This window comes from Streptomyces yangpuensis, from assembly GCF_024666385.1.
Classification (GTDB): Bacteria; Actinomycetota; Actinomycetes; order Streptomycetales; family Streptomycetaceae; genus Streptomyces; species Streptomyces yangpuensis.
This window is the reverse complement of sequence record NZ_CP102514.1, coordinates 1,428,919-1,447,604: the sequence shown is the minus strand read 5'-3', so window position 1 is coordinate 1,447,604 and position 18,686 is coordinate 1,428,919. Positions and strand designations below refer to the sequence as shown.

17 protein-coding genes are annotated in these 18,686 nt (G+C 71.4%); 13 read left to right on the top strand and 4 right to left on the bottom strand.

The window, feature by feature from the left end:
- Positions 1-15 precede the first annotated feature (15 nt).
- The gene (locus NRK68_RS06675; protein WP_046780380.1) at positions 16-1,245 is read right to left on the bottom strand and encodes a DUF349 domain-containing protein; all 1,230 of its coding nucleotides are present in this window, start codon (positions 1,243-1,245) and stop codon (positions 16-18) included.
- A 190-nt stretch (positions 1,246-1,435) separates the two neighbouring features.
- Positions 1,436-2,221 carry a peptidylprolyl isomerase gene (locus NRK68_RS06670; RefSeq protein WP_183067586.1) on the bottom strand — a complete coding sequence of 262 codons (786 nt, stop codon included), beginning with the start codon at positions 2,219-2,221 and terminating at the stop codon, positions 1,436-1,438.
- A 153-nt stretch (positions 2,222-2,374) separates the two neighbouring features.
- Between NRK68_RS06670 and NRK68_RS06665 the strand changes: the two genes are divergently transcribed.
- From NRK68_RS06665 to NRK68_RS06645, 5 genes are all read left to right on the top strand, one after another.
- Entirely contained in the window at positions 2,375-3,085 is a 711-nt protein-coding gene (locus NRK68_RS06665) for an MBL fold metallo-hydrolase (RefSeq protein WP_183067585.1), read from the top strand.
- A 10-nt stretch (positions 3,086-3,095) separates the two neighbouring features.
- Complete coding sequence (hisS, locus tag NRK68_RS06660; RefSeq protein WP_257855328.1) at positions 3,096-4,355, top strand: histidine--tRNA ligase; 1,260 nt, start codon at positions 3,096-3,098, stop codon at positions 4,353-4,355.
- A 113-nt stretch (positions 4,356-4,468) separates the two neighbouring features.
- Entirely contained in the window at positions 4,469-5,086 is a 618-nt protein-coding gene (locus tag NRK68_RS06655) for a vitamin K epoxide reductase family protein (protein ID WP_183067583.1), read from the top strand.
- 129 nt (positions 5,087-5,215) lie between these two features.
- Positions 5,216-6,574, top strand: coding sequence for a replication-associated recombination protein A (locus NRK68_RS06650; RefSeq protein WP_257855327.1), 1,359 nt, complete (start codon positions 5,216-5,218; stop codon positions 6,572-6,574).
- 33 nt (positions 6,575-6,607) lie between these two features.
- Positions 6,608-7,513, top strand: a complete 906-nt coding sequence (locus NRK68_RS06645) for a DUF2199 domain-containing protein (protein ID WP_257855326.1) — start codon at positions 6,608-6,610, stop codon at positions 7,511-7,513.
- A 37-nt stretch (positions 7,514-7,550) separates the two neighbouring features.
- On the opposite strand, the gene NRK68_RS06640 is transcribed toward NRK68_RS06645, so the two are convergent.
- Positions 7,551-8,246: a DUF2470 domain-containing protein gene (locus tag NRK68_RS06640; RefSeq protein WP_257855325.1), complete on the bottom strand. Its 696-nt coding sequence runs from the start codon at positions 8,244-8,246 to the stop codon at positions 7,551-7,553.
- 286 nt (positions 8,247-8,532) lie between these two features.
- On the opposite strand from NRK68_RS06640, the gene rpsD reads away from it, so the two are divergent.
- On the top strand, positions 8,533-9,144 hold the full coding sequence (gene rpsD, locus NRK68_RS06635; RefSeq protein WP_030026606.1) for a 30S ribosomal protein S4: 612 nt from the start codon (positions 8,533-8,535) through the stop codon (positions 9,142-9,144).
- A gap of 77 nt (positions 9,145-9,221) precedes the next feature.
- On the opposite strand, the gene NRK68_RS06630 is transcribed toward rpsD, so the two are convergent.
- Positions 9,222-11,468: an ATP-binding protein gene (locus NRK68_RS06630; protein WP_257855324.1), complete on the bottom strand. Its 2,247-nt coding sequence runs from the start codon at positions 11,466-11,468 to the stop codon at positions 9,222-9,224.
- 160 nt (positions 11,469-11,628) lie between these two features.
- Between NRK68_RS06630 and NRK68_RS06625 the strand changes: the two genes are divergently transcribed.
- The 7 genes from NRK68_RS06625 to NRK68_RS06595 all read left to right on the top strand — a co-directional run bounded on the left by NRK68_RS06625 (position 11,629) and on the right by NRK68_RS06595 (position 18,596).
- On the top strand, positions 11,629-12,069 hold the full coding sequence (locus tag NRK68_RS06625) for a DUF948 domain-containing protein (protein ID WP_183067578.1): 441 nt from the start codon (positions 11,629-11,631) through the stop codon (positions 12,067-12,069).
- A gap of 8 nt (positions 12,070-12,077) precedes the next feature.
- Entirely contained in the window at positions 12,078-12,422 is a 345-nt protein-coding gene (locus NRK68_RS06620) for a DUF6167 family protein (protein ID WP_183067577.1), read from the top strand.
- Positions 12,422-15,091, top strand: a complete 2,670-nt coding sequence (alaS, locus tag NRK68_RS06615) for an alanine--tRNA ligase (protein ID WP_257855323.1) — start codon at positions 12,422-12,424, stop codon at positions 15,089-15,091. The genes NRK68_RS06620 and alaS overlap by 1 nt, the downstream gene beginning before the upstream one ends.
- Positions 15,092-15,093: 2 nt before the next feature.
- Positions 15,094-15,564, top strand: coding sequence for a Holliday junction resolvase RuvX (gene ruvX, locus NRK68_RS06610; RefSeq protein WP_046780370.1), 471 nt, complete (start codon positions 15,094-15,096; stop codon positions 15,562-15,564).
- Positions 15,565-15,692: 128 nt separating this feature from the next.
- Positions 15,693-17,456, top strand: coding sequence for an endolytic transglycosylase MltG (mltG, locus tag NRK68_RS06605; RefSeq protein WP_257855322.1), 1,764 nt, complete (start codon positions 15,693-15,695; stop codon positions 17,454-17,456).
- A gap of 6 nt (positions 17,457-17,462) precedes the next feature.
- Positions 17,463-18,290 (top strand): shikimate dehydrogenase, encoded by an 828-nt coding sequence (locus NRK68_RS06600; protein WP_183067574.1) that lies wholly within the window; start codon positions 17,463-17,465, stop codon positions 18,288-18,290.
- A gap of 114 nt (positions 18,291-18,404) precedes the next feature.
- The gene (locus tag NRK68_RS06595; RefSeq protein WP_183067573.1) at positions 18,405-18,596 is read left to right on the top strand and encodes a hypothetical protein; all 192 of its coding nucleotides are present in this window, start codon (positions 18,405-18,407) and stop codon (positions 18,594-18,596) included.
- Positions 18,597-18,686: the final 90 nt, after the last annotated feature.

Here is an 18,686-nt window from a genome sequence, read left to right as displayed (position 1 = left end):
GTGGTGGCGGCCGGATCAGCCGCCGAACTCCTCCAGGCCCTTCAGCGCCTGGTCCAGCAGGGCCTGGCGGCCCTCCAGCTCACGCGCCAGCTTGTCGGCCTTGGCGTTGTTGCCCGCCGCACGCGCCGCGTCGATCTGCTCACGCAGCTTGTCGACCGCCGCCTGCAGCTGCCCGGTCAGACCGGCCGCACGGGCCCGCGCCTCCGGGTTCGTACGGCGCCACTCGCCCTCCTCGGCCTCCTGGATGGCCCGCTCCACGGCGTGCATCCGGCCCTCGACCTTCGGCCGGGCATCGCGCGGCACGTGGCCGATGCCCTCCCAGCGCTCGTTGAGGGAGCGGAACGCGGCCCGGGCCGCCTTCAGGTCCGTCACGGGGACGAGCTTCTCGGCCTCCTCGGCCAGCTCCTCCTTGAGCTTCAGGTTCTCGATCTGCTCGGCGTCACGCTCGGCGAACACCTCGCTGCGGGCCGCGAAGAACACGTCCTGCGCACCGCGGAAGCGGTTCCACAGGTCGTCCTCGGCCTCGCGCTGCGCCCGGCCCGCCGCCTTCCAGTCCGCCATCAGCTCGCGGTAGCGGGCGGCCGTCGGACCCCAGTCGGTCGACTTCGACAGCGACTCGGCCTCCGAGACCAGCTTCTCCTTGGCCTTGCGGGCGTCCTCGCGCTGCGCGTCCAGCGAGGCGAAGTGCGCCTTGCGGCGCTTGGAGAAGGCGGAACGGGCGTGCGAGAACCGGTGCCACAGCTCGTCGTCCGACTTGCGGTCCAGGCGCGGCAGGCCCTTCCAGATGTCCACCAGGGCGCGCAGCCGCTCACCCGCGCTGCGCCACTGGTCGCTCTGCGCCAGCTGCTCGGCCTCGGTGACCAGCGCGTCCTTGGCCGCCCGTGCCTCGTCCGCCTGCTTGGCCTTGGCGACCTTGCGCTCCTCGCGCCGGGACTCCACGGTCTCGACCAGCTTGTCCAGCCGCACGCGCAGGGCGTCCAGGTCCCCCACGGCGTGGTGCTCGTCGACCTGCGTGCGCAGGTGGTCGATCGCCGTCTGGGCGTCCTTGGCGGACAGATCAGTGGTCCGCACCCGCTTTTCGAGGAGGCCGATCTCGACCACCAGGCCCTCGTACTTGCGCTCGAAGTAGGCCAGAGCCTCCTCAGGGGTGCCGGCCTGCCACGATCCGACGACCTGCTCGCCATCGGAAGTACGCACGTACACGGTGCCCGTCTCGTCGACTCGGCCCCACGGGTCGCTGCTCACAGCGCCTCCTCCACCTGATGCCTGCGAGGGGGGTTCACCCCCTGGGCATCGTCCACAGTTTCCTGGGGCGGGCAGCGCCCGCCCTGCACAACGCCAACATAGGCGACCGCCGGGCCGGCTGTCCGCATCCCGCACGACGGAATATCGGCGCACGGGGGCGGGCCGGCCGGCCCCGGGGCCGCAGCACCCGTCAGTTCTGGGTGACCGAGCCCTTCTCGATCTTGATCTCGGTCTTCGGCGCACCGTCCTGGCCGCCGTCGACCGTACCGGCCTTGGCGATCTCCTCCAGGACCTTCAGGCCCGCCGCGTCGATCTTGCCGAACGGCGTGTACGTCGGCGTCAGCGGGCTGTCCTTGTAGACCAGGAAGAACTGGCTGCCGCCCGAGCCGGGCTGGCCGGTGTTGGCCATCGCCACGGTGCCGGCCGGGTAGATCACCTGGCCCTGCTCGTTCGGCTTGCCCAGGGAGTCCAGGTTCTCGTCGGGGATGTTGTAGCCCGGGCCGCCCCGGCCGGTGCCCTCCGGGTCGCCGCACTGGAGCACGAAGATCCCGCCGGCCGTCAGCCGGTGGCACTTGGTGTTGTCGAAGTAGCCCTTGTCGGCGAGCGACTTGAACGAGTTGACGGTCTGCGGGGTCTTCGCCGCGTCCATCGCGAAGGTGATGTCGCCGGCGCTGGTCTTCAGTGCGAAGGTGTACTTCCCCTTCTGGTCGATGGCCATCTCCGGCGAGGGGGACTGCTTCGGCTCCGGCGGGGTCGCCGAGGCCGACGGGTCCGCCGCCGTGTCCTTCGTGTCCTTGTCCGAGTCGAAGACACCGCCCACGATCAGGCCGACCAGCGTCGCGACCACCACGGCCACCGCCGCGCCGATCACCGCCGCCCGCTGCCGGTTCTTCTTCCGGGCCTCGGCGCGGCGCTTCTGCTGGCGCTCGTACTTCTCCCTGGCGAGCTGTCGCCGCCGCTGATCGCTCGTGACCACCGGGTCGTCTCCTTGTACGTGTCTGATACTGCTGTCCGGGCTGGGATAGGCCGTACCGTATATGGGTTCGCTGTGTAATGAGCGGCGCCGGTAGGCTCTGAGCAGCAGGATTGACGGCCTGCGGCCTCCCGCCGACGACGATTGAGGACGAACGTGCTGATTGCCGGGTTCCCCGCAGGTGCTTGGGGTACCAACTGCTACGTGGTCGCCCCCGCCGCCGGTGAGGAGTGCGTCATCATCGACCCGGGCCACCAGGCCGCCCAGGGCGTCGAGGAGACGCTGAAGAAGCACCGGCTCAAGCCCGTCGCGGTCGTTCTGACCCACGGCCACATCGATCATGTGGCCTCGGTGGTCCCGGTGTGCGGAGCACACGACGTACCGGCCTGGATCCACCCCGAGGACCGCTACATGATGAGCGACCCGGAGAAGGCCCTCGGCCGCTCCATCGGGATGCCCCTCATGGGCGAGCTGACCGTGGGCGAGCCGGACGACGTCCGCGAGCTGGCCGACGGAGCCGCCCTGAAATTGGCCGGAATGGACTTCTCCGTGGCGCACGCGCCGGGCCATACCAAGGGGTCGGTGACCTTCCGGATGCCCGAGCTGGCCGCCATCCCGCCGGTCTTCTTCTCGGGCGACCTGCTCTTCGCCGGCTCCATCGGACGAACCGACCTGCCGGGCGGCTCCCACGCCGAGATGCTCGATTCGCTGGCCCGTGTGTGCCTGCCGCTCGACGACTCGACCGTGGTGCTGTCCGGCCACGGTCCCCAGACCACCATCGGCCGCGAGCGCGCGACCAACCCGTACCTTCGGGAGGTCGCCGCCGGGCTCGGAGACGGCACCGCCGCTCCACGACGAGGAATGTGACGAAAGCTTCGTGGCTACTTTCCAGGCCCCCAAGGGCACGTACGACCTGATCCCGCCGGTCTCCGTGAAGTACCTGGCGGTACGCGAGGCCATCGCGGCCCCGCTGCGCAACTCCGGCTACGGCTACATCGAGACCCCCGGCTTCGAGGACGTGGGCCTCTTCGCCCGCGGCGTCGGCGAGTCCACCGACATCGTCTCCAAGGAGATGTACGCCTTCGAGACCAAGGGCGGCGACCAGCTGGCCCTGCGCCCCGAGGGCACCGCCTCCGTGCTGCGCGCCGCCCTGGAGGCGAGCCTGCACAAGAAGGGCAACCTGCCGGTCAAGCTCTGGTACTCCGGCTCCTACTACCGTTACGAGAAGCCGCAGGCGGGCCGCTACCGCCACTTCTCGCAGGTCGGCGCCGAGGCGATCGGTGCCGAGGACCCGGCGCTGGACGCCGAGCTGATCATCCTGGCCGACCAGGCGTACCGCTCGCTCGGCCTGCGCAACTTCCGGATCCTGCTGAACTCGCTGGGCGACAAGGAGTGCCGCCCGGTGTACCGGGAGGCGCTGCAGTCCTTCCTGCGCGGCCTCGACCTCGACGAGGAGACCGTACGCCGGGCCGAGATCAACCCGCTGCGCGTCCTCGACGACAAGCGGGCCGACGTCCAGAAGCAGCTCGTCGGCGCTCCGGTGCTGCGCGACTACCTGTGCGACGCGTGCAAGGCGTACCACGAGGACGTACGGGCGCTGGTGACGGCGGCCGGCGTCGCCTTCGAGGACGACGAGAAGCTGGTGCGCGGGCTGGACTACTACACCCGCACCACCTTCGAGTTCGTCCACGACGGTCTGGGCTCGCAGTCGGCGGTCGGCGGCGGCGGCCGCTACGACGGCCTGTCCGAGATGATCGGCGGACCGGCGCTGCCGTCGGTGGGCTGGGCGCTCGGCGTGGACCGCACGGTCCTCGCGCTCCAGGCCGAGGGCGTCGAACTGGACATCCCGGCGTCGACCTCGGTGTTCGCCGTGGCGCTGGGCGAGGCCAAGCCGACCGTGTTCGGCCTCGTGACGCAGCTGCGCAAGGCGGGCATCGCCGCGGACATGTCGTACGGCGGCAAGGGCCTCAAGGGCGCCATGAAGGACGCGAACCGCAGCGGCGCCCGCTTCGCGATCGTCGCGGGCGACCGCGACCTCGCCGAGGGCGTCGTCCAGCTCAAGGACATGGAGTCCGGCGACCAGACGGCCGTGCCCGTCGGCGAGCTGATCGACACGGTCAGGGCGCGCCTGGCCTGAGCGGGCGGCGTGGCGGACGGGGCCGGGGATCCTTCCCCGGCCCCGTCCGTTCACAGGCTCGTACGGCACAATGGCCCGGGCCTTGATCACCTCGCAGATGTGGAGCGGGCGGTATGACGACACGAAGCACGGACGCGGACACCGCCGGGGGGACGACCTTCGGGGCGAGCCGGGCGCTGGCCCTGCTGCTGGTGATCACCGGGGCCGCGGGCCTCCTCGCCGCCTGGGTGATCACGATCGACAAGTTCAAGCTGCTGGAGGACCCGAACTTCACGCCGGGCTGCAGCCTCAACCCGGTCGTCTCCTGCGGCAACATCATGAAGAGCGACCAGGCGGCCGTCTTCGGCTTCCCGAACCCCATGCTCGGCCTCGTCGCCTACGGCATCGTGATCTGCGTCGGCATGAGCATCCTGGCCGGCGCCCGGTTCCGCCGCTGGTACTGGCTCACCTTCAACGCCGGCACCCTCTTCGGCGTCGTCTTCTGTGCCTGGCTGACCTACCAGTCGCTCTACAACATCAACGCGCTGTGCCTGTGGTGCTGCCTGGCCTGGGTCGCCACGATCCTGATGTTCTGGTACGTCACCTCGCACAACGTCCGTGCCGGGCTGCTGCCGGCGCCGGGCTGGCTCAGGAGCTTCTTCGAGGAGTTCACCTGGGTGCTGCCGGTGCTGCACATCGGCATCATCGGCATGCTGATCCTGACCCGCTGGTGGGACTTCTGGACCTCCTGACCCGCGGCCCCGCGGCCCCGGTGACCCGCTGACCCGCGGCCCCCGCCGACGCGCCGACCTGCGGCCCCGCGGCCCCGCCGACCGGCGGCGGGCGGCCGCCCTGTCGGTGGACTCGCTTAGGCTTCCCGTGTGGAACCAGACCTGTTCACCGCCGCCGCCGAAGAGCGCCAGGAGAAGGACCCCGCCAGCTCGCCGCTCGCCGTGCGGATGCGCCCGCGCACCCTGGACGAGGTCGTCGGCCAGCAGCACCTGCTGAAGCCCGGATCACCGCTGCGGCGGCTGGTCGGGGAAGGGAGCGGCGGCCCGGCCGGCGCCTCCTCGGTGATCCTCTGGGGCCCGCCCGGCATCGGGAAGACGACCCTCGCCTACGTGGTCAGCCAGGCCACGCAGAAGCGCTTCGTGGAACTCTCCGCGATCACGGCCGGCGTCAAGGAGGTACGGGCCGTCATCGAGGGCGCCAAGCGCGCGGCCGGGGGCTACGGCAAGGAGACCGTCCTCTTCCTCGACGAGATCCACCGCTTCAGCAAGGCCCAGCAGGACTCCCTGCTGCCGGCCGTCGAGAACCGCTGGGTCACGCTGATCGCCGCCACCACGGAGAACCCGTACTTCTCGATCATCTCCCCGCTGTTGTCGCGATCGCTGCTGCTGACGCTGGAACCGCTGACCGACGACGACCTGAGCGCGCTCATGCGGCGCGCCCTCACGGAGGAGCGGGGCCTGGCCGGGGCGGTGACCCTGCCCGCGGACGCCGAGGCCCACCTGCTGAGGATCGCCGGCGGCGACGCCCGGCGGGCCCTGACGGCGCTGGAGGCGGGGGCCGGTTCGGCCATCGCCCAGGGCGAGGACGAGATCACCCTCCGGACGCTGGAGGAGGCGGTCGACCGGGCGGCGGTCCGCTACGACCGCGACGGCGACCAGCACTACGACGTGGCGAGCGCGCTGATCAAGTCGATCCGCGGCTCGGACGTGGACGCCGCGCTGCACTACCTGGCGCGGATGATCGAGGCCGGCGAGGACCCCCGGTTCATCGCGCGCCGCCTGATGATCTCCGCGAGCGAGGACATCGGCCTGGCCGACCCCACGGCCCTGCCGATCGCGGTCGCCGCGGCCCAGGCGGTGGCGATGATCGGCTTCCCGGAGGCCGCGCTGACCCTCTCGCACGCCACGATCGCCCTGGCCCTCGCCCCGAAGTCGAACACCGCCACGACCGCGATCGGCGCGGCACTGGCCGACGTACGGGCGGGCCTGGCCGGCTCGGTCCCGACGCACCTGCGGGACGGGCACTACAAGGGCGCGGCGAAGCTGGGGCACGCGGTGGGATATGTGTACCCGCACGACGTGCCCGGCGCCATCGCGGCCCAGCAGTACGCCCCGGACGAGATCCACGGGAAGCGGTACTACGAGCCGACCCGCTACGGAGCCGAAGCCCGCTACGCGGACGTGGTGGAGAAGGTCCGCGAGCGCCTGCGCGGCACCGACCGCGGCTGAGGCCTCCCCGCCGGGGGTGTCTAAGCTGCCCGCGTGACCACGCATCTCCCCGCCTGCGCCTGCTGCGGCGACCCGCTCGCCGACGAGCGCCGCATCGACTTCGGCTTCAACCTGCCCGACGCCGCCCTCGGCGCTCCCGAGGAGACCCTCCACCGGTTCGGCGGGCGCGCCCTGCTCCGGGTGGACGGGGTCGGCTGCTTCATCCGCTGCCTGCTGCCCGTCCGGCTGACCCAGGACACCGAGCTGGTCCTCGGCGCCTGGGTCGAGGTGGACGAGGCCACCCTGCGGCGCGCCCACGAGCTGTGGGAACAGCCCGGCTACGCGGACCTGTCCGTCGAGGGCACCTTCGCCAACCGGGTCCAGCCCTGGGGCGACGATCTGCTCGGGGCGCCGGTCACCGCGAAGGTCGCCGACCCGGAGGAGCTGCCCTGCGTCGTCGAGGTGCGCCACCCGGTGGCCGCCCGGGTCCTGACCCGGACCTGGGACCGCGACCACGTCCTCAGCCGCTTCCCGTACCCGCTGCCCGTGGACGTGCGCACCGACCTCGGCGGCCGCTGGTCGGTCGTGCGCACCGCCGGTCTCACCGCCTCCTTCGCCGACGGGACCGACCACTTCACCGCCGGGGACCGCAGTGCCTCCGTCAACCTGATGCGGGACGAGGTCCCCGGCCGCGCCCCAGCGGACTTCCTCACGGCGCTGCTGTCCGGCGCACCCGACACCCGGCCCGCGCAGCGCCTGAGCGAGCCGCTGGGCCGGGGCGTGCGGTACGCGTTCTGGCTGACCCCGCAGGACCACGGGCGGCCGCGCCACGAGTTCTACGGCATGGCCGTGGCGCCCGGGATCGCCGCCGGGATCTTCTGCACCTACGAGGACGCCGCCGGCCTGGCCTGGGCCCGGACGATCTGGCGCTCCCTCGACCACGCCGTGAACACCCCCTAGCGCGGTGTCTCGCCGGCCGGGCCGGGCCTGCGGGCTCTCAGTGGGCGGCGGCCGAGAAGAGGGCGCGCATGGCACGGCGCAGGCCGCAGATGTCCGTCACCGGATCCGGGAAGTCGAAGCGGGCGTCGAAGGAGCCGCCGGCGGCGCCGCCGGTGAAGCGGACGCGCAGGCCCACGCGGTCCAGGGCGAGCGGGACGGCGGTCATGCCCCGCGCCCCGCGGTCGCCGAGCAGGCCGCACAGCTCGGCGATCCGGTCGCCGTGGGAGGAGTGCAGGTGCTGGAGCAGCTCCGCCTCGTGCGGGGACACCGGGTCCGGCTCCGCCGAGGCCAGGTCCTCGGGGTCCACCTGCTCGGCGCCCCACAGGTCGTCCACCGTGATCTCGCCGACCTCCAGCCGCAGCATCATCCAGGCCGGGCGGCCGCCGCCCCGGAGAAGATCTGCGGGGGTGTCGAGGGATTCGCCGAGGCCCAGCAGCTCGCCCACCGGGTGGCGCTCGGCGAGCAGTGCGGCGCAGGCCGCGCGGTCGTCCCCGCGCACCGGAGTCAGCCACCCGGCCAGCCACGCACGGCCTCGGATACGATGTGGGACGGACACCGGCGCCACATCCGTGATCTCGATCACGGCGGTGAGGTCGTCGTCCTGGGCGTGAGCGGCTGCCCTGGCAGCCGCGGATTCCCCGGAAACAAGGAGAATCACGTCCCCGTCCGGGGTGACGGTCCGCGCGACCGGCATCCCTGTCCCGAACTCCTCGGCACCGTGACTGTCACGAGCACCGATCAGCGTGAGGGATACTGAGGCGTTGGACTCTACGAGGGTTCGTACGCGTTCGGCTCCGGTGAGCTGCCGAACGCCTTCCCTGGGACGCGGCTGACCTTGCTTATCGTCGGCGCAAGCGGTTTCTGTTTCGTTGGAATCCGAACTGCGTTGCGCACTGGGCAGGGGGATCCCATGTGGTCGAGACATTACGTCCTCCTCGCTAAGGTAAGCCTCACCTAACTTACATGGAGGTAGGTTCCCCGTGAACCAGAAGCGACCCAAGGTCAAGAAGTCTCGCGCCCTCGGCATCGCCCTGACGCCGAAGGCCGTCAAGTACTTCGAGGCCCGCCCCTACCCGCCGGGCGAGCACGGCCGTGGCCGCAAGCAGAACTCGGACTACAAGGTCCGTCTGCTGGAGAAGCAGCGTCTGCGCGCTCAGTACGACATCTCCGAGCGCCAGATGGCCCGCGCGTACGACCGCGCCAAGAAGGCCGAGGGCAAGACGGGCGAGGCGCTGGTCGTCGAGCTCGAGCGTCGTCTGGACGCCCTGGTCCTGCGTTCGGGCATCGCCCGCACGATCTACCAGGCCCGCCAGATGGTCGTCCACGGCCACATCGAGGTCAACGGCGCCAAGGTCGACAAGCCGTCGTTCCGTGTCCGCCCGGACGACGTCATCACCGTGCGCGAGCGCAGCCGCGAGAAGGTTCCGTTCCAGGTCGCCCGTGAGGGTGGCTACGCAGGCGAGGGCGAGACCCCGCGCTACCTGCAGGTCAACCTGAAGGCCCTGGCCTTCCGCCTGGACCGCGACCCGAACCGCAAGGAAATCCCGGTCATCTGCGACGAGCAGCTCGTCGTCGAGTACTACGCCCGCTGATCTTCCGGCAGGCGTAGCCCTCACAGGCTGGTGGAAACCCGCCGTCCCCTCCGGGGGGCGGCGGGTTTTCCGCTTCCCTACGGCTGGTCGGCCGGCGCCGTACTGCGCGGGAGACGGGGACCGGGCATCGCGCCCGGTGCGCCGGCCGTCCGCGGCGCCGACGCCGCCCCGCGCAGCGCCCGCACCACCAGCGACTCCCGGCTCAGCTCCCGCCCCTCGGCCTCGTACGCCGCGTACCGCTCCGCGCCCAGCAGCTCGCCCGCCCGCTCCCGGCAGAGCAGCCGCGGGGCGTTGAAGTACCCCGAGCCGAACAGCTGCAGCCCCACCCCGCCCCACAGCGGCTCCGCGGCGCCCTGGAGCACCGCGGCCTCGGCCGGCTCGCCCTCCGCGACGGTCACCAGCGCGAGCAGCTCCAGCGCCAGCACCAGCCCGACCAGGTCGTTGAAGGCGTGGTTGACCTCCACGCACTCGGTCAGCAGCCGCCTGGCCTCCCGCGCACCGCCCGCCTCCAGGGCCGCGTACGCCAGCACGTACAGGGCGTACGCCTTCGTCCAGAGCTCCCCGCGCTCCTCGCAGATCTCCCGGACCTCCCCGCACAGCGCGAGCGCCCCCGGCAGGTCCCCGAGGAACGCCAGCGCCATCCCCAGCTCCACCTGGCACATCAGGACGTTGCTGTTCAGCTCCCCGGCCGCCCGGTACTGCTCCAGCGCCTCGCCCAGCAGCTCCCGGGCCCGGGCCATGTCGTCCGACACCAGGGCCAGACAGCCCAGCCGGTGCACCGCGTACGCCGCCGCCACCCGGTTCCCGCTGCGCGCCGCCGCGTCCCGGCACTCGTGCAGGGCGCACATCGAGGCCGTCGCGTCCCCCTGCAGGGCCGCGACGTAACCCAGCACCCACAGGGCCTTCAGCCGCGAGCTCTCGTACTCCGTCGCGGCCCCGCCCGGAGCGTCCAGGGTCCGGTCCAGCCAGTGCCGGCCCTCCGTCAGGCGGCCGCAGCCGGCCCAGAAGAACCACAGGGTGCCCGCCAGGTACTGGCCCAGGTGCAGCTCGTCCGGCGCGTCCAGGCAGCACTCCAGGGCCAGCCGCAGGTTCGGCAGCTCCACCTCCACCAGCGCGGCCACCTCGTACTGACGCGGGCTGAACCAGTCCAGCTCGCACCAGGTCGCCAGCCCCATGTACCAGTCCCGGTGCCGCCGCCGCAGCCGCACCGCGTCGCCCAGCGACTCCAGCCAGCCCGCCCCGTACAGCCGTACGGTCTCCAGCATCCGGAAGCGGACCCCCGCGGCCGTCTCCTCCCGGACCAGCAGGGACTGGGCGAGGAGCTCGCCCACCAGGTCCAGCACGCCCTCCACCGGCAGGTCCGGACCGGCGCACACGTACTCGGCGGCGTCCAGGTCGAACTGCCCCGCGAACACCGACAGCCGCGCCCACAGCAGCCGCTCCGCCGGAGTGCACAGCTCATGGCTCCAGCCGATGGCCGTACGCAGCGCCCGGTGCCGGGGGAGCCCCCCGCGCGCACCGCCCGTCAGCAGCCCGAAGAGGTCCTCCAGCCGGGCGAGCACCTGGGCCGGGGACAGCGTCCGCAGCCGGCCCGCCGCCAGCTCCAGGGCGAGCGGGATCCCGTCGAGGCGCGCGCACAGCTCCACGAGATCGGCCCGGTTGGCCGCGGTCACCGTGAACGCCGGGTCGGCGGCGGCCGCGCGGACCGCCAGCAGCTCCAGCGCCTCCGCCGGGGCCGGCGGGGCGAGCGGGAACACGTGCTCCCCCTCCAGCTCCAGCGGGCGCCGGCCGGCCGCGAGCACCCGCAGGCCGGGGCAGCGCAGCAGCAGCTCCCGCACCAGAGCGGCGGTCTCCTCCACCAGATGCTCGAAGCCGTCCACGACCAGCAGCAGGTCCTGGCCGGCCAGATGCTCGGCCATTACCGTCCGGGGCGGCCGGGTGGTGTGGTCGGTCAGCCCGAGCGCCTCGGCGAGCGTCAGCTCCAGCAGCCCCGGATCCCGTACGCAGGCCAGCTCGGCCAGCCGGACGCCGTCGCGGTGGCGTACCCGCCCCGGCGCACGCGCCCCTCGTGCCCCCTGTGCTTCCTGCGCTTCCTGTGCCTGGGGCGCTCCCTCCGCGGCTTCCCGCGCCCCTTCGGCGGCCGCCCGGGCCGCCGCCAGCACCAGCCGGGACTTGCCGACCCCGCCCACACCCGTCACGGTCACCAGCCGCGAGTCCTCCAGCAGGCGCCCCAGCGCGGCGAGTTCGGCACCCCGCCCGATGAACCCGCTCAGCTCCGAGGGAAGATTGCCCCGGCCGGTATGTCGAAGGGGTCTGTGTCGCATGGGACACGGAGCGTACTGGCCCGGATGCGTTGCGTCCAAGCAGGTGCCCCCGACCCCGAATTCGGGTACGGCCGGGTATCCCCGGCGCGATAGGGTCGGAGGGTCGTTCGTAGGAATCGCCACTGCCGGCGATCCGGGTAGAGACAGAGAGCGGTGTGACGTGTCCGGTGTAGAGGTGGCCGGGATCATCGTGGCCGTCTTCTGGGCCATCCTGATCTCCTTCCTCGCCGTCGCCCTGGTGCGGCTGGCGCAGGTGCTCAGGGCGACCACCAGACTGGTGTCCGAGGTCACCGACCAGGCCGTACCGCTCCTGGCCGACGCCGCCGACACCGTGCGCTCCGCGCGCACCCAGCTCGACCGGGTCGACGCGATCGCGAGCGACGTCCAGGAGGTCACCTCGAACGCCTCCGCGCTGTCCTCCACCGTGGCCACCGCCTTCGGCGGCCCGCTCGTGAAGGTCGCCGCCTTCGGCTACGGCGTCCGCAAGGCACTGGGCAAGGGGGACGCGGCCCCGGGCGGCGTGCCGCCGAAGGGATCCCGCCGTACTGTGATCGTTGGCCGAACGGTGCCGGCCGCCCGGCGCCGGAAGCAGAAGGGCTGAGACCGCCGATGTTCCGCCGAGCCTTCTGGTTCACCGCCGGCGCAGCCGCCGGCGTGTGGGCCACCACCAAGGTCAACCGGCAGCTCAAGAAGCTGACCCCGGAGAGTCTCGCAGCCCAGGCGGCGGACAAGGCCGTCGAGGCGGGTCACCGCCTCAAGGACTTCGCCCTCGACGTCCGCGCGGGAATGACGCAGCGCGAGGACGAGCTGAACGATGCGCTGGGGCTCCACCAGGACCCCGACCGGCCCGACAACGTCACCGCCCTCCCCGGGCCGCGGCGGCTGCGGGCCATCCAGAACGACCAGACCAACCACCGACCAAAGCTTTCGTACAACCGGAATGAGGACCACTGATGGAGTCGGCTGAAATCCGCCGCCGCTGGCTGAGCTTCTTCGAGGAGCGCGGTCACGCCGTTGTCCCTTCGGCGTCGCTCATCGCGGACGACCCGACTCTGCTGCTGGTCAACGCGGGCATGGTCCCCTTCAAGCCGTACTTCCTCGGTGAGACCAAGCCCCCGGCCCCCCGGGCCACCAGCGTGCAGAAGTGCGTCCGTACGCCGGACATCGAAGAGGTCGGCAAGACCACCCGCCACGGCACGTTCTTCCAGATGTGCGGCAACTTCTCCTTCGGTGACTACTTCAAGGAAGGCGCCATCAAGTACGCCTGGGAGCTGCTCACCAGTTCCGTGGCGGACGGCGGCTACGGCCTGGAGCCCGAGAAGCTCTGGATCACGGTCTACCTCGACGACGACGAGGCCGAGCAGATCTGGCGCGAGAAGATCGGCGTGCCCGCCGAGCGCATCCAGCGCCTGGGCAAGAAGGACAACTTCTGGTCCATGGGCGTCCCGGGCCCCTGCGGCCCGTGCTCCGAGATCAACTACGACCGCGGTCCGGAGTTCGGCGTCGAGGGCGGCCCCGCCGTCAACGACGAGCGCTACGTGGAGATCTGGAACCTGGTCTTCATGCAGTACGAGCGCGGCGCCGGCGAGGGCAAGGAGGACTTCCCGATCCTCGGCGACCTGCCGTCGAAGAACATCGACACCGGCCTCGGCCTCGAGCGCCTCGCCATGATCCTGCAGGGCGTGCAGAACATGTACGAGACCGACACCCTGCGCGTGGTCATGGACAAGGCCACCGAGCTGACCGGCGTGCGCTACGGCGCCGCCCAGGGCACCGACGTCTCGATGCGCGTGGTCGCCGACCACATGCGCACCTCCGTCATGCTCATCGGCGACGGCGTCACCCCCGGCAACGAGGGCCGCGGCTACGTGCTGCGCCGCATCATGCGCCGCGCCATCCGCAACATGCGCCTCATGGGCGCCACGGGCCCCGTCGTGCAGGACCTCGTCGACGTCGTGATCGACACGATGGGCCAGCAGTACCCGGAGCTCGTCACCGACCGCAAGCGCATCGAGACCGTCGCCCTCGCCGAAGAGGCCGCCTTCCTCAAGGCCCTCAAGGGCGGCACGAACATCCTCGACACCGCCGTGACCGAGACCAAGGCCGCCGGCGGCACGGTCCTCTCCGGCGACAAGGCGTTCCTGCTCCACGACACCTGGGGCTTCCCGATCGACCTCACCCTGGAGATGGCCGCCGAACAGGGCCTCTCCGTGGACGAGCCGGGCTTCCGCCGCCTGATGCAGGAGCAGCGCGACCGCGCCAAGGCCGACGCCAAGGCCAAGAAGACCGGCCACGCCGACGTCGCCGCCTACCGCGAGATCGCCGACGCGGCCGGCGCCACCGAGTTCACCGGCTACGCCACCAACCAGGGCGAGTCCACCATCGTCGGCCTCCTGGTCAACGGCGTCTCCGCGCCCGCCGCCTCCGAGGGCGACGAGGTCGAGGTCGTCCTCGACCGCACCCCCTTCTACGCCGAGGGCGGCGGCCAGCTCGCCGACCAGGGCCGGATCAAGCTCGACACCGGCGCCGTGATCGAGGTCCGCGACGTCCAGCAGCCGGTTCCCGGCGTCTCCGTGCACAAGGGATCCGTCCAGGTCGGCGAGGTGACGGTGGGCGCCTCCGCGTACGCCGCCATCGACGTCAGGCGCCGCCGGGCCATCGCCCGCGCCCACTCGGCCACGCACCTGACCCACCAGGCGCTGCGCGACGCGCTCGGCCCGACCGCCGCCCAGGCCGGTTCGGAGAACAGCCCCGGCCGCTTCCGCTTCGACTTCGGCTCGCCGAACGCCGTCCCCGGCTCGGTCCTCACCGACGTCGAGCAGAAGATCAACGACGTGCTCTCGCGCGAGCTCGAAGTGACCGCCGAGATCATGAGCATCGACGAGGCGAAGAAGCAGGGCGCCATCGCCGAGTTCGGCGAGAAGTACGGCGAGCGGGTCCGCGTCGTGACCATCGGTGACTTCTCCAAGGAGCTGTGCGGCGGCACGCACGTCGGCAACACCGCCCAGCTGGGTCTGGTGAAGCTGCTCGGCGAGTCCTCCATCGGCTCCGGTGTGCGCCGCGTCGAGGCCCTCGTCGGCGTGGACGCGTACAACTTCCTCGCCAAGGAGCACACGGTCGTCGCCCAGCTCCAGGAGCTGGTCAAGGGCCGTCCGGAGGAGCTGCCGGAGAAGATCTCCGCCATGCTCGGCAAGCTGAAGGACGCCGAGAAGGAGATCGAGAAGTTCCGCGCGGAGAAGGTCCTCCAGGCCGCCGCCGGGCTCGCCCAGAACGCCCAGGACATCAAGGGCGTCGCCCTGGTCGTGGGCCAGGTGGCGGACGGCGTCGGCGCCGACGACCTGCGCAAGCTGGTCCTCGACGTCCGCGGCCGCATCCCCGGCGACCGCCCGGCCGTCGTGGCCCTGTTCACCGTGGCGAACGACCGCCCGCTGACCGTCATCGCCACCAACGAGGCCGCCCGCGAGCGGGGCCTGAAGGCCGGCGACCTGGTCCGTACGGCTGCCAAGACCCTCGGTGGCGGCGGTGGCGGCAAGCCGGACGTCGCCCAGGGCGGCGGCCAGAACCCGGCAGCCGTCCCGGAGGCCATCAGCGCCGTCGAGCGCCTCGTCGTCGAGACGGTCTGACGATGACACTGCGCCGCGGCCGCCGACTGGCCATCGACGTCGGGGACGCCCGGATCGGGGTCGCGTCCTGCGATCCCGATGGGGTGTTGGCCACACCGGTGGAGACGGTTCCGGGCCGGGACATCCCCTTCGCCCACCGGCGGCTGCGGCAGCTCGTCGAGGAGTACGAGCCCCTCGAAGTCGTGGTCGGCCTCCCTCGCTCGCTCAGCGGGCGGGAGGGGCCGGCCGCGGCCAAGGTGCGCGCCTTCGCGACCGAACTGGCCAAGGGCATCAAGCCGGTGACGGTCCGTCTGGTCGACGAGCGGATGACCACGGTCACCGCCGCCCAGGGCCTGCGGGCCTCCGGAAGGAACGCGAAGAAGGGCCGGTCGGTCATCGATCAGGCCGCCGCTGTGGTGATCCTCCAGAACGCTCTTGAGACCGAACGGGTATCGGGTAATCCGCCTGGTGAGTGCGTCGAAGTGGTTGTCTGATCGCGATACGGTAACGTTCCGCGCGATGAGGCGGCATTCGAACAGCCGTCGATCACCGTCAAAGAGGCGGAACCGGTTGCCACGGATGACGGAGTCCGTGGCCTCCGTCTCGCGGCTCTAGGGGACCGATGACTGACTATGGCCGGGGCCGTGGCCCCGAACCCTGGCACCCTGAGGACCCCCTGTACGGGGACCAGGGGTGGACCGGGCACCAGACCCAGCAGGGCCCGGTGCCGTACGCCGGTGCGCCGCAGCAGGAGTACCAGCAGGAGCCCCAGTACCAGCAGCCGTACCCCCAGCAGCCTCAGTACCAGGAGTACCAGGAGTACCAGCAGTACCCCGGGTACCCACAGCAGCAGCAGTACGCGCAGCAGCACTACCCCCAGCCTCAGCAGGGGTACGCCCCGCAGCAGGCTCAGCAGGCTCAGCAGGCTCAGCAGCCGCAGCACCAGCAGTACGCGCAGCAGCCGCAGCCCCAGCAGCCGGTCTACGACAGCCAGGGCTGGGACACCGGCCAGGGCCAGTACACGGCCGCGGTGCAGACCGACCCGTACGCGGGTGCGGACTACGCCCAGCACCCGTCGGCCGGCTACCCGGGGGAGACCCCGGACCTCTACGGCACCGACGAGGCCTTCCCGCCGCCGCAGCCCCCGGGCCGGCGTCACCTGGAGCCGGAAGCGGTCGAGGAGGAGGAGCCCGAGGGCGACCTCCGCGTCGGCGACGCCGGCCGGGACGGCGACGACGACGGTGACGACGACGAGCCCGACGGCCGTCGCGGCGGCCGTACGAAGGGCGGCAAGCCCAAGAAGCGCAGCGGCATGGCCTGCCTGATCGCGGCCGTCGTCATCCTCGGCGTGGTCGGCGGTGGCGGCTACTACGGCTACAGCTACATCAAGGCGAGGTTCGCGCCCGCCGAGGACTTCGCGGGCGAGGGCGCCGGCGAGGTGGTCGACGTCGAGATCCCCAAGGGCGCGGGCCTGGGGCAGATGGGCCGCATCCTCAAGGAGGCCGGCGTCGTCGCCAGCGCCCAGGCCTTCGTCGACGCGGCGAACGCCAACCCCAAGGGCAAGTCCATCCAGCCCGGCGTCTACCCGATGAACAAGAAGATGTCGGGTGCGGCCGCCGTCGCGCTGATGATCGACCCCACCAAGCTGAACGTGATCACCGTCACCGAGGGCATGCGCAACTCCAAGGTGTACGAGGCGATCGACAAGAAGCTGGGCAAGCCCGACGGCACCACCAAGGAGATCGCCCAGCGCGAGGCCAAGAATCTGGGGCTGCCGGCCTGGGCCGGCAACAACCCCAAGCTCATCGACCCGCTCGAAGGCTTCCTGTTCCCCACCCGCTACGACCTCAGCAAGGACAGCACCCCCGAGTCGCTGCTCAAGCAGATGGTCAAGAACGCCTCCGACAAGTACGCGGAGCTGGGCATCGAGGCCAAGGCCAAGGAGCTGGGGCTGGAGAACCCGCTGCAGGTCGTCACGGTCGCCAGCCTCGTCAACGCCGAGGGCAAGAACCACGACGACTTCCGCAAGATGTCCGAGGTTGTCTACAACCGCATGAAGAAGACCAACGACGTCACGAACCAGAAGATCGAGTTCGACTCGACGTACAACTACGTCAAGAACCAGAGCGAGATCAACTTCAACCTGAAGGAAGCCCAGGCGTTCAACAACCCGTACAACACCCACTTCATCAAGGGCCTGCCGGTCGGCCCGATCGGGAACCCGGGCATGGACGCGCTTACCGCTACGCTCAACCCGGATCACGGCGGCTGGATGTTCTTCGTGTCGGTCGACGGCAACACGACGACCTTCACCAAGACCTACGACGAGCACCTCAAGCTCGTCGCCGAGTTCCAGGAACGGCAGAAGCAGAAGAACGGCGGGTAGCAGGACATGACACGGATACGGGCCGCGGTGCTGGGTTCACCCATCGAGCACTCGCTCTCACCGGTGCTCCACCGTGCCGCGTACCGGGAGCTGGGCCTCGTCGACTGGTCGTACGACCGGTTCGAGATCGACGAGGCCGCGCTCCCGGGGTTCGTGTCCGGGCTCGGCCCCGAGTGGGCCGGGCTGTCGCTGACCATGCCGCTCAAGCGGGCGGTCATCCCGCTGCTGGACGGGGTCAGCGACACGGCGGCCTCGGTCGAGGCGGTCAACACGGTCGTCCGCACCGAGGACGGCCGGCTCCTGGGCGACAACACCGACATCCCGGGCATCGTCGCCGCGCTGCACGAGCGCGGGGTGGAGAAGGTGGCCTCGGCGGCCATCCTCGGCGCCGGGGCCACCGCCTCCTCGGCGCTCGCCGCGCTCTCGCGGATCTGCACCGGTGAGGTCACGGCGTACGTCCGCTCGCGGGCCCGTGCCGACGAGATGCGGCAGTGGGGCGAGCGGCTCGGCGTGGCCGTCCGCACGGCCGACTGGTCGCGGGCGGCCGCGGCGCTCGAAGCGCCGCTGGTCATCGCGACCACCCCGGCCGGAGCCACCGACGAACTGGCCGCGGCGGTACCGGACGCTCCGGGCACCCTCTTCGACGTCCTCTACGACCCGTGGCCCACGGCCCTGGCCGCCGCCTGGTCCGGGCGCGGGGGCAACCTCCTCGGCGGGCTGGACCTGCTGGTGCACCAGGCGGTCCTCCAGGTCGAGCAGATGACCGGCCGCTCCCCGGCGCCGCTCGAAGTGATGCGGCGGGCGGGCCTCGCGGCCCTCTCCGGAGCCCACTGACGCTCCGCGCCGCCGGGCCGGTCCACCGTCCCGGACGATCTTGGCAGGATCTGGCCTACTCGCCGGTAATGTCACGCATTACCCTGTTCACCTGCACCTTTACAGGGGGATGGGATGGACGGGACCGACCCGGAACAGCTACTCGCGTCGAAGTGGGACCTCCCCTTCGCGTTGTTCGCCATGCTCAGGGTCGCCTTCGGCGACCTGCCGATCTGGGCCAAGGCCCTGGTCTTCGGACTCCTCGGTTCCGTCGGCGTGTGGACGGCCGTCAGCTGGCTCCGCGGGCGCCGCGGCCGGGTCCGCTGACCAGCGGGGCGTCCGATAGCTGGACCGGGGCCCGTGAAACCACTCCGGACGTGGGAGGATTCGGGTGAGGCGGGTCCGGGCCGCGCACCC

Coding starts and splice junctions, on each gene's coding strand:
- NRK68_RS06640 (WP_257855325.1), bottom strand. CDS start 8,246: ATGCCGGTCGCGCGGACCGTCACCCCGGACGGGGACGTGATTCTCCTT.
- NRK68_RS06630 (WP_257855324.1), bottom strand. CDS start 11,468: ATGCGACACAGACCCCTTCGACATACCGGCCGGGGCAATCTTCCCTCG.
- NRK68_RS06595 (WP_183067573.1), top strand. CDS start 18,405: ATGGACGGGACCGACCCGGAACAGCTACTCGCGTCGAAGTGGGACCTC.
- NRK68_RS06620 (WP_183067577.1), top strand. CDS start 12,078: ATGTTCCGCCGAGCCTTCTGGTTCACCGCCGGCGCAGCCGCCGGCGTG.
- NRK68_RS06600 (WP_183067574.1), top strand. CDS start 17,463: ATGACACGGATACGGGCCGCGGTGCTGGGTTCACCCATCGAGCACTCG.
- mltG (WP_257855322.1), top strand. CDS start 15,693: ATGACTGACTATGGCCGGGGCCGTGGCCCCGAACCCTGGCACCCTGAG.
- NRK68_RS06655 (WP_183067583.1), top strand. CDS start 4,469: ATGACGACACGAAGCACGGACGCGGACACCGCCGGGGGGACGACCTTC.
- ruvX (WP_046780370.1), top strand. CDS start 15,094: ATGACACTGCGCCGCGGCCGCCGACTGGCCATCGACGTCGGGGACGCC.
- alaS (WP_257855323.1), top strand. CDS start 12,422: ATGGAGTCGGCTGAAATCCGCCGCCGCTGGCTGAGCTTCTTCGAGGAG.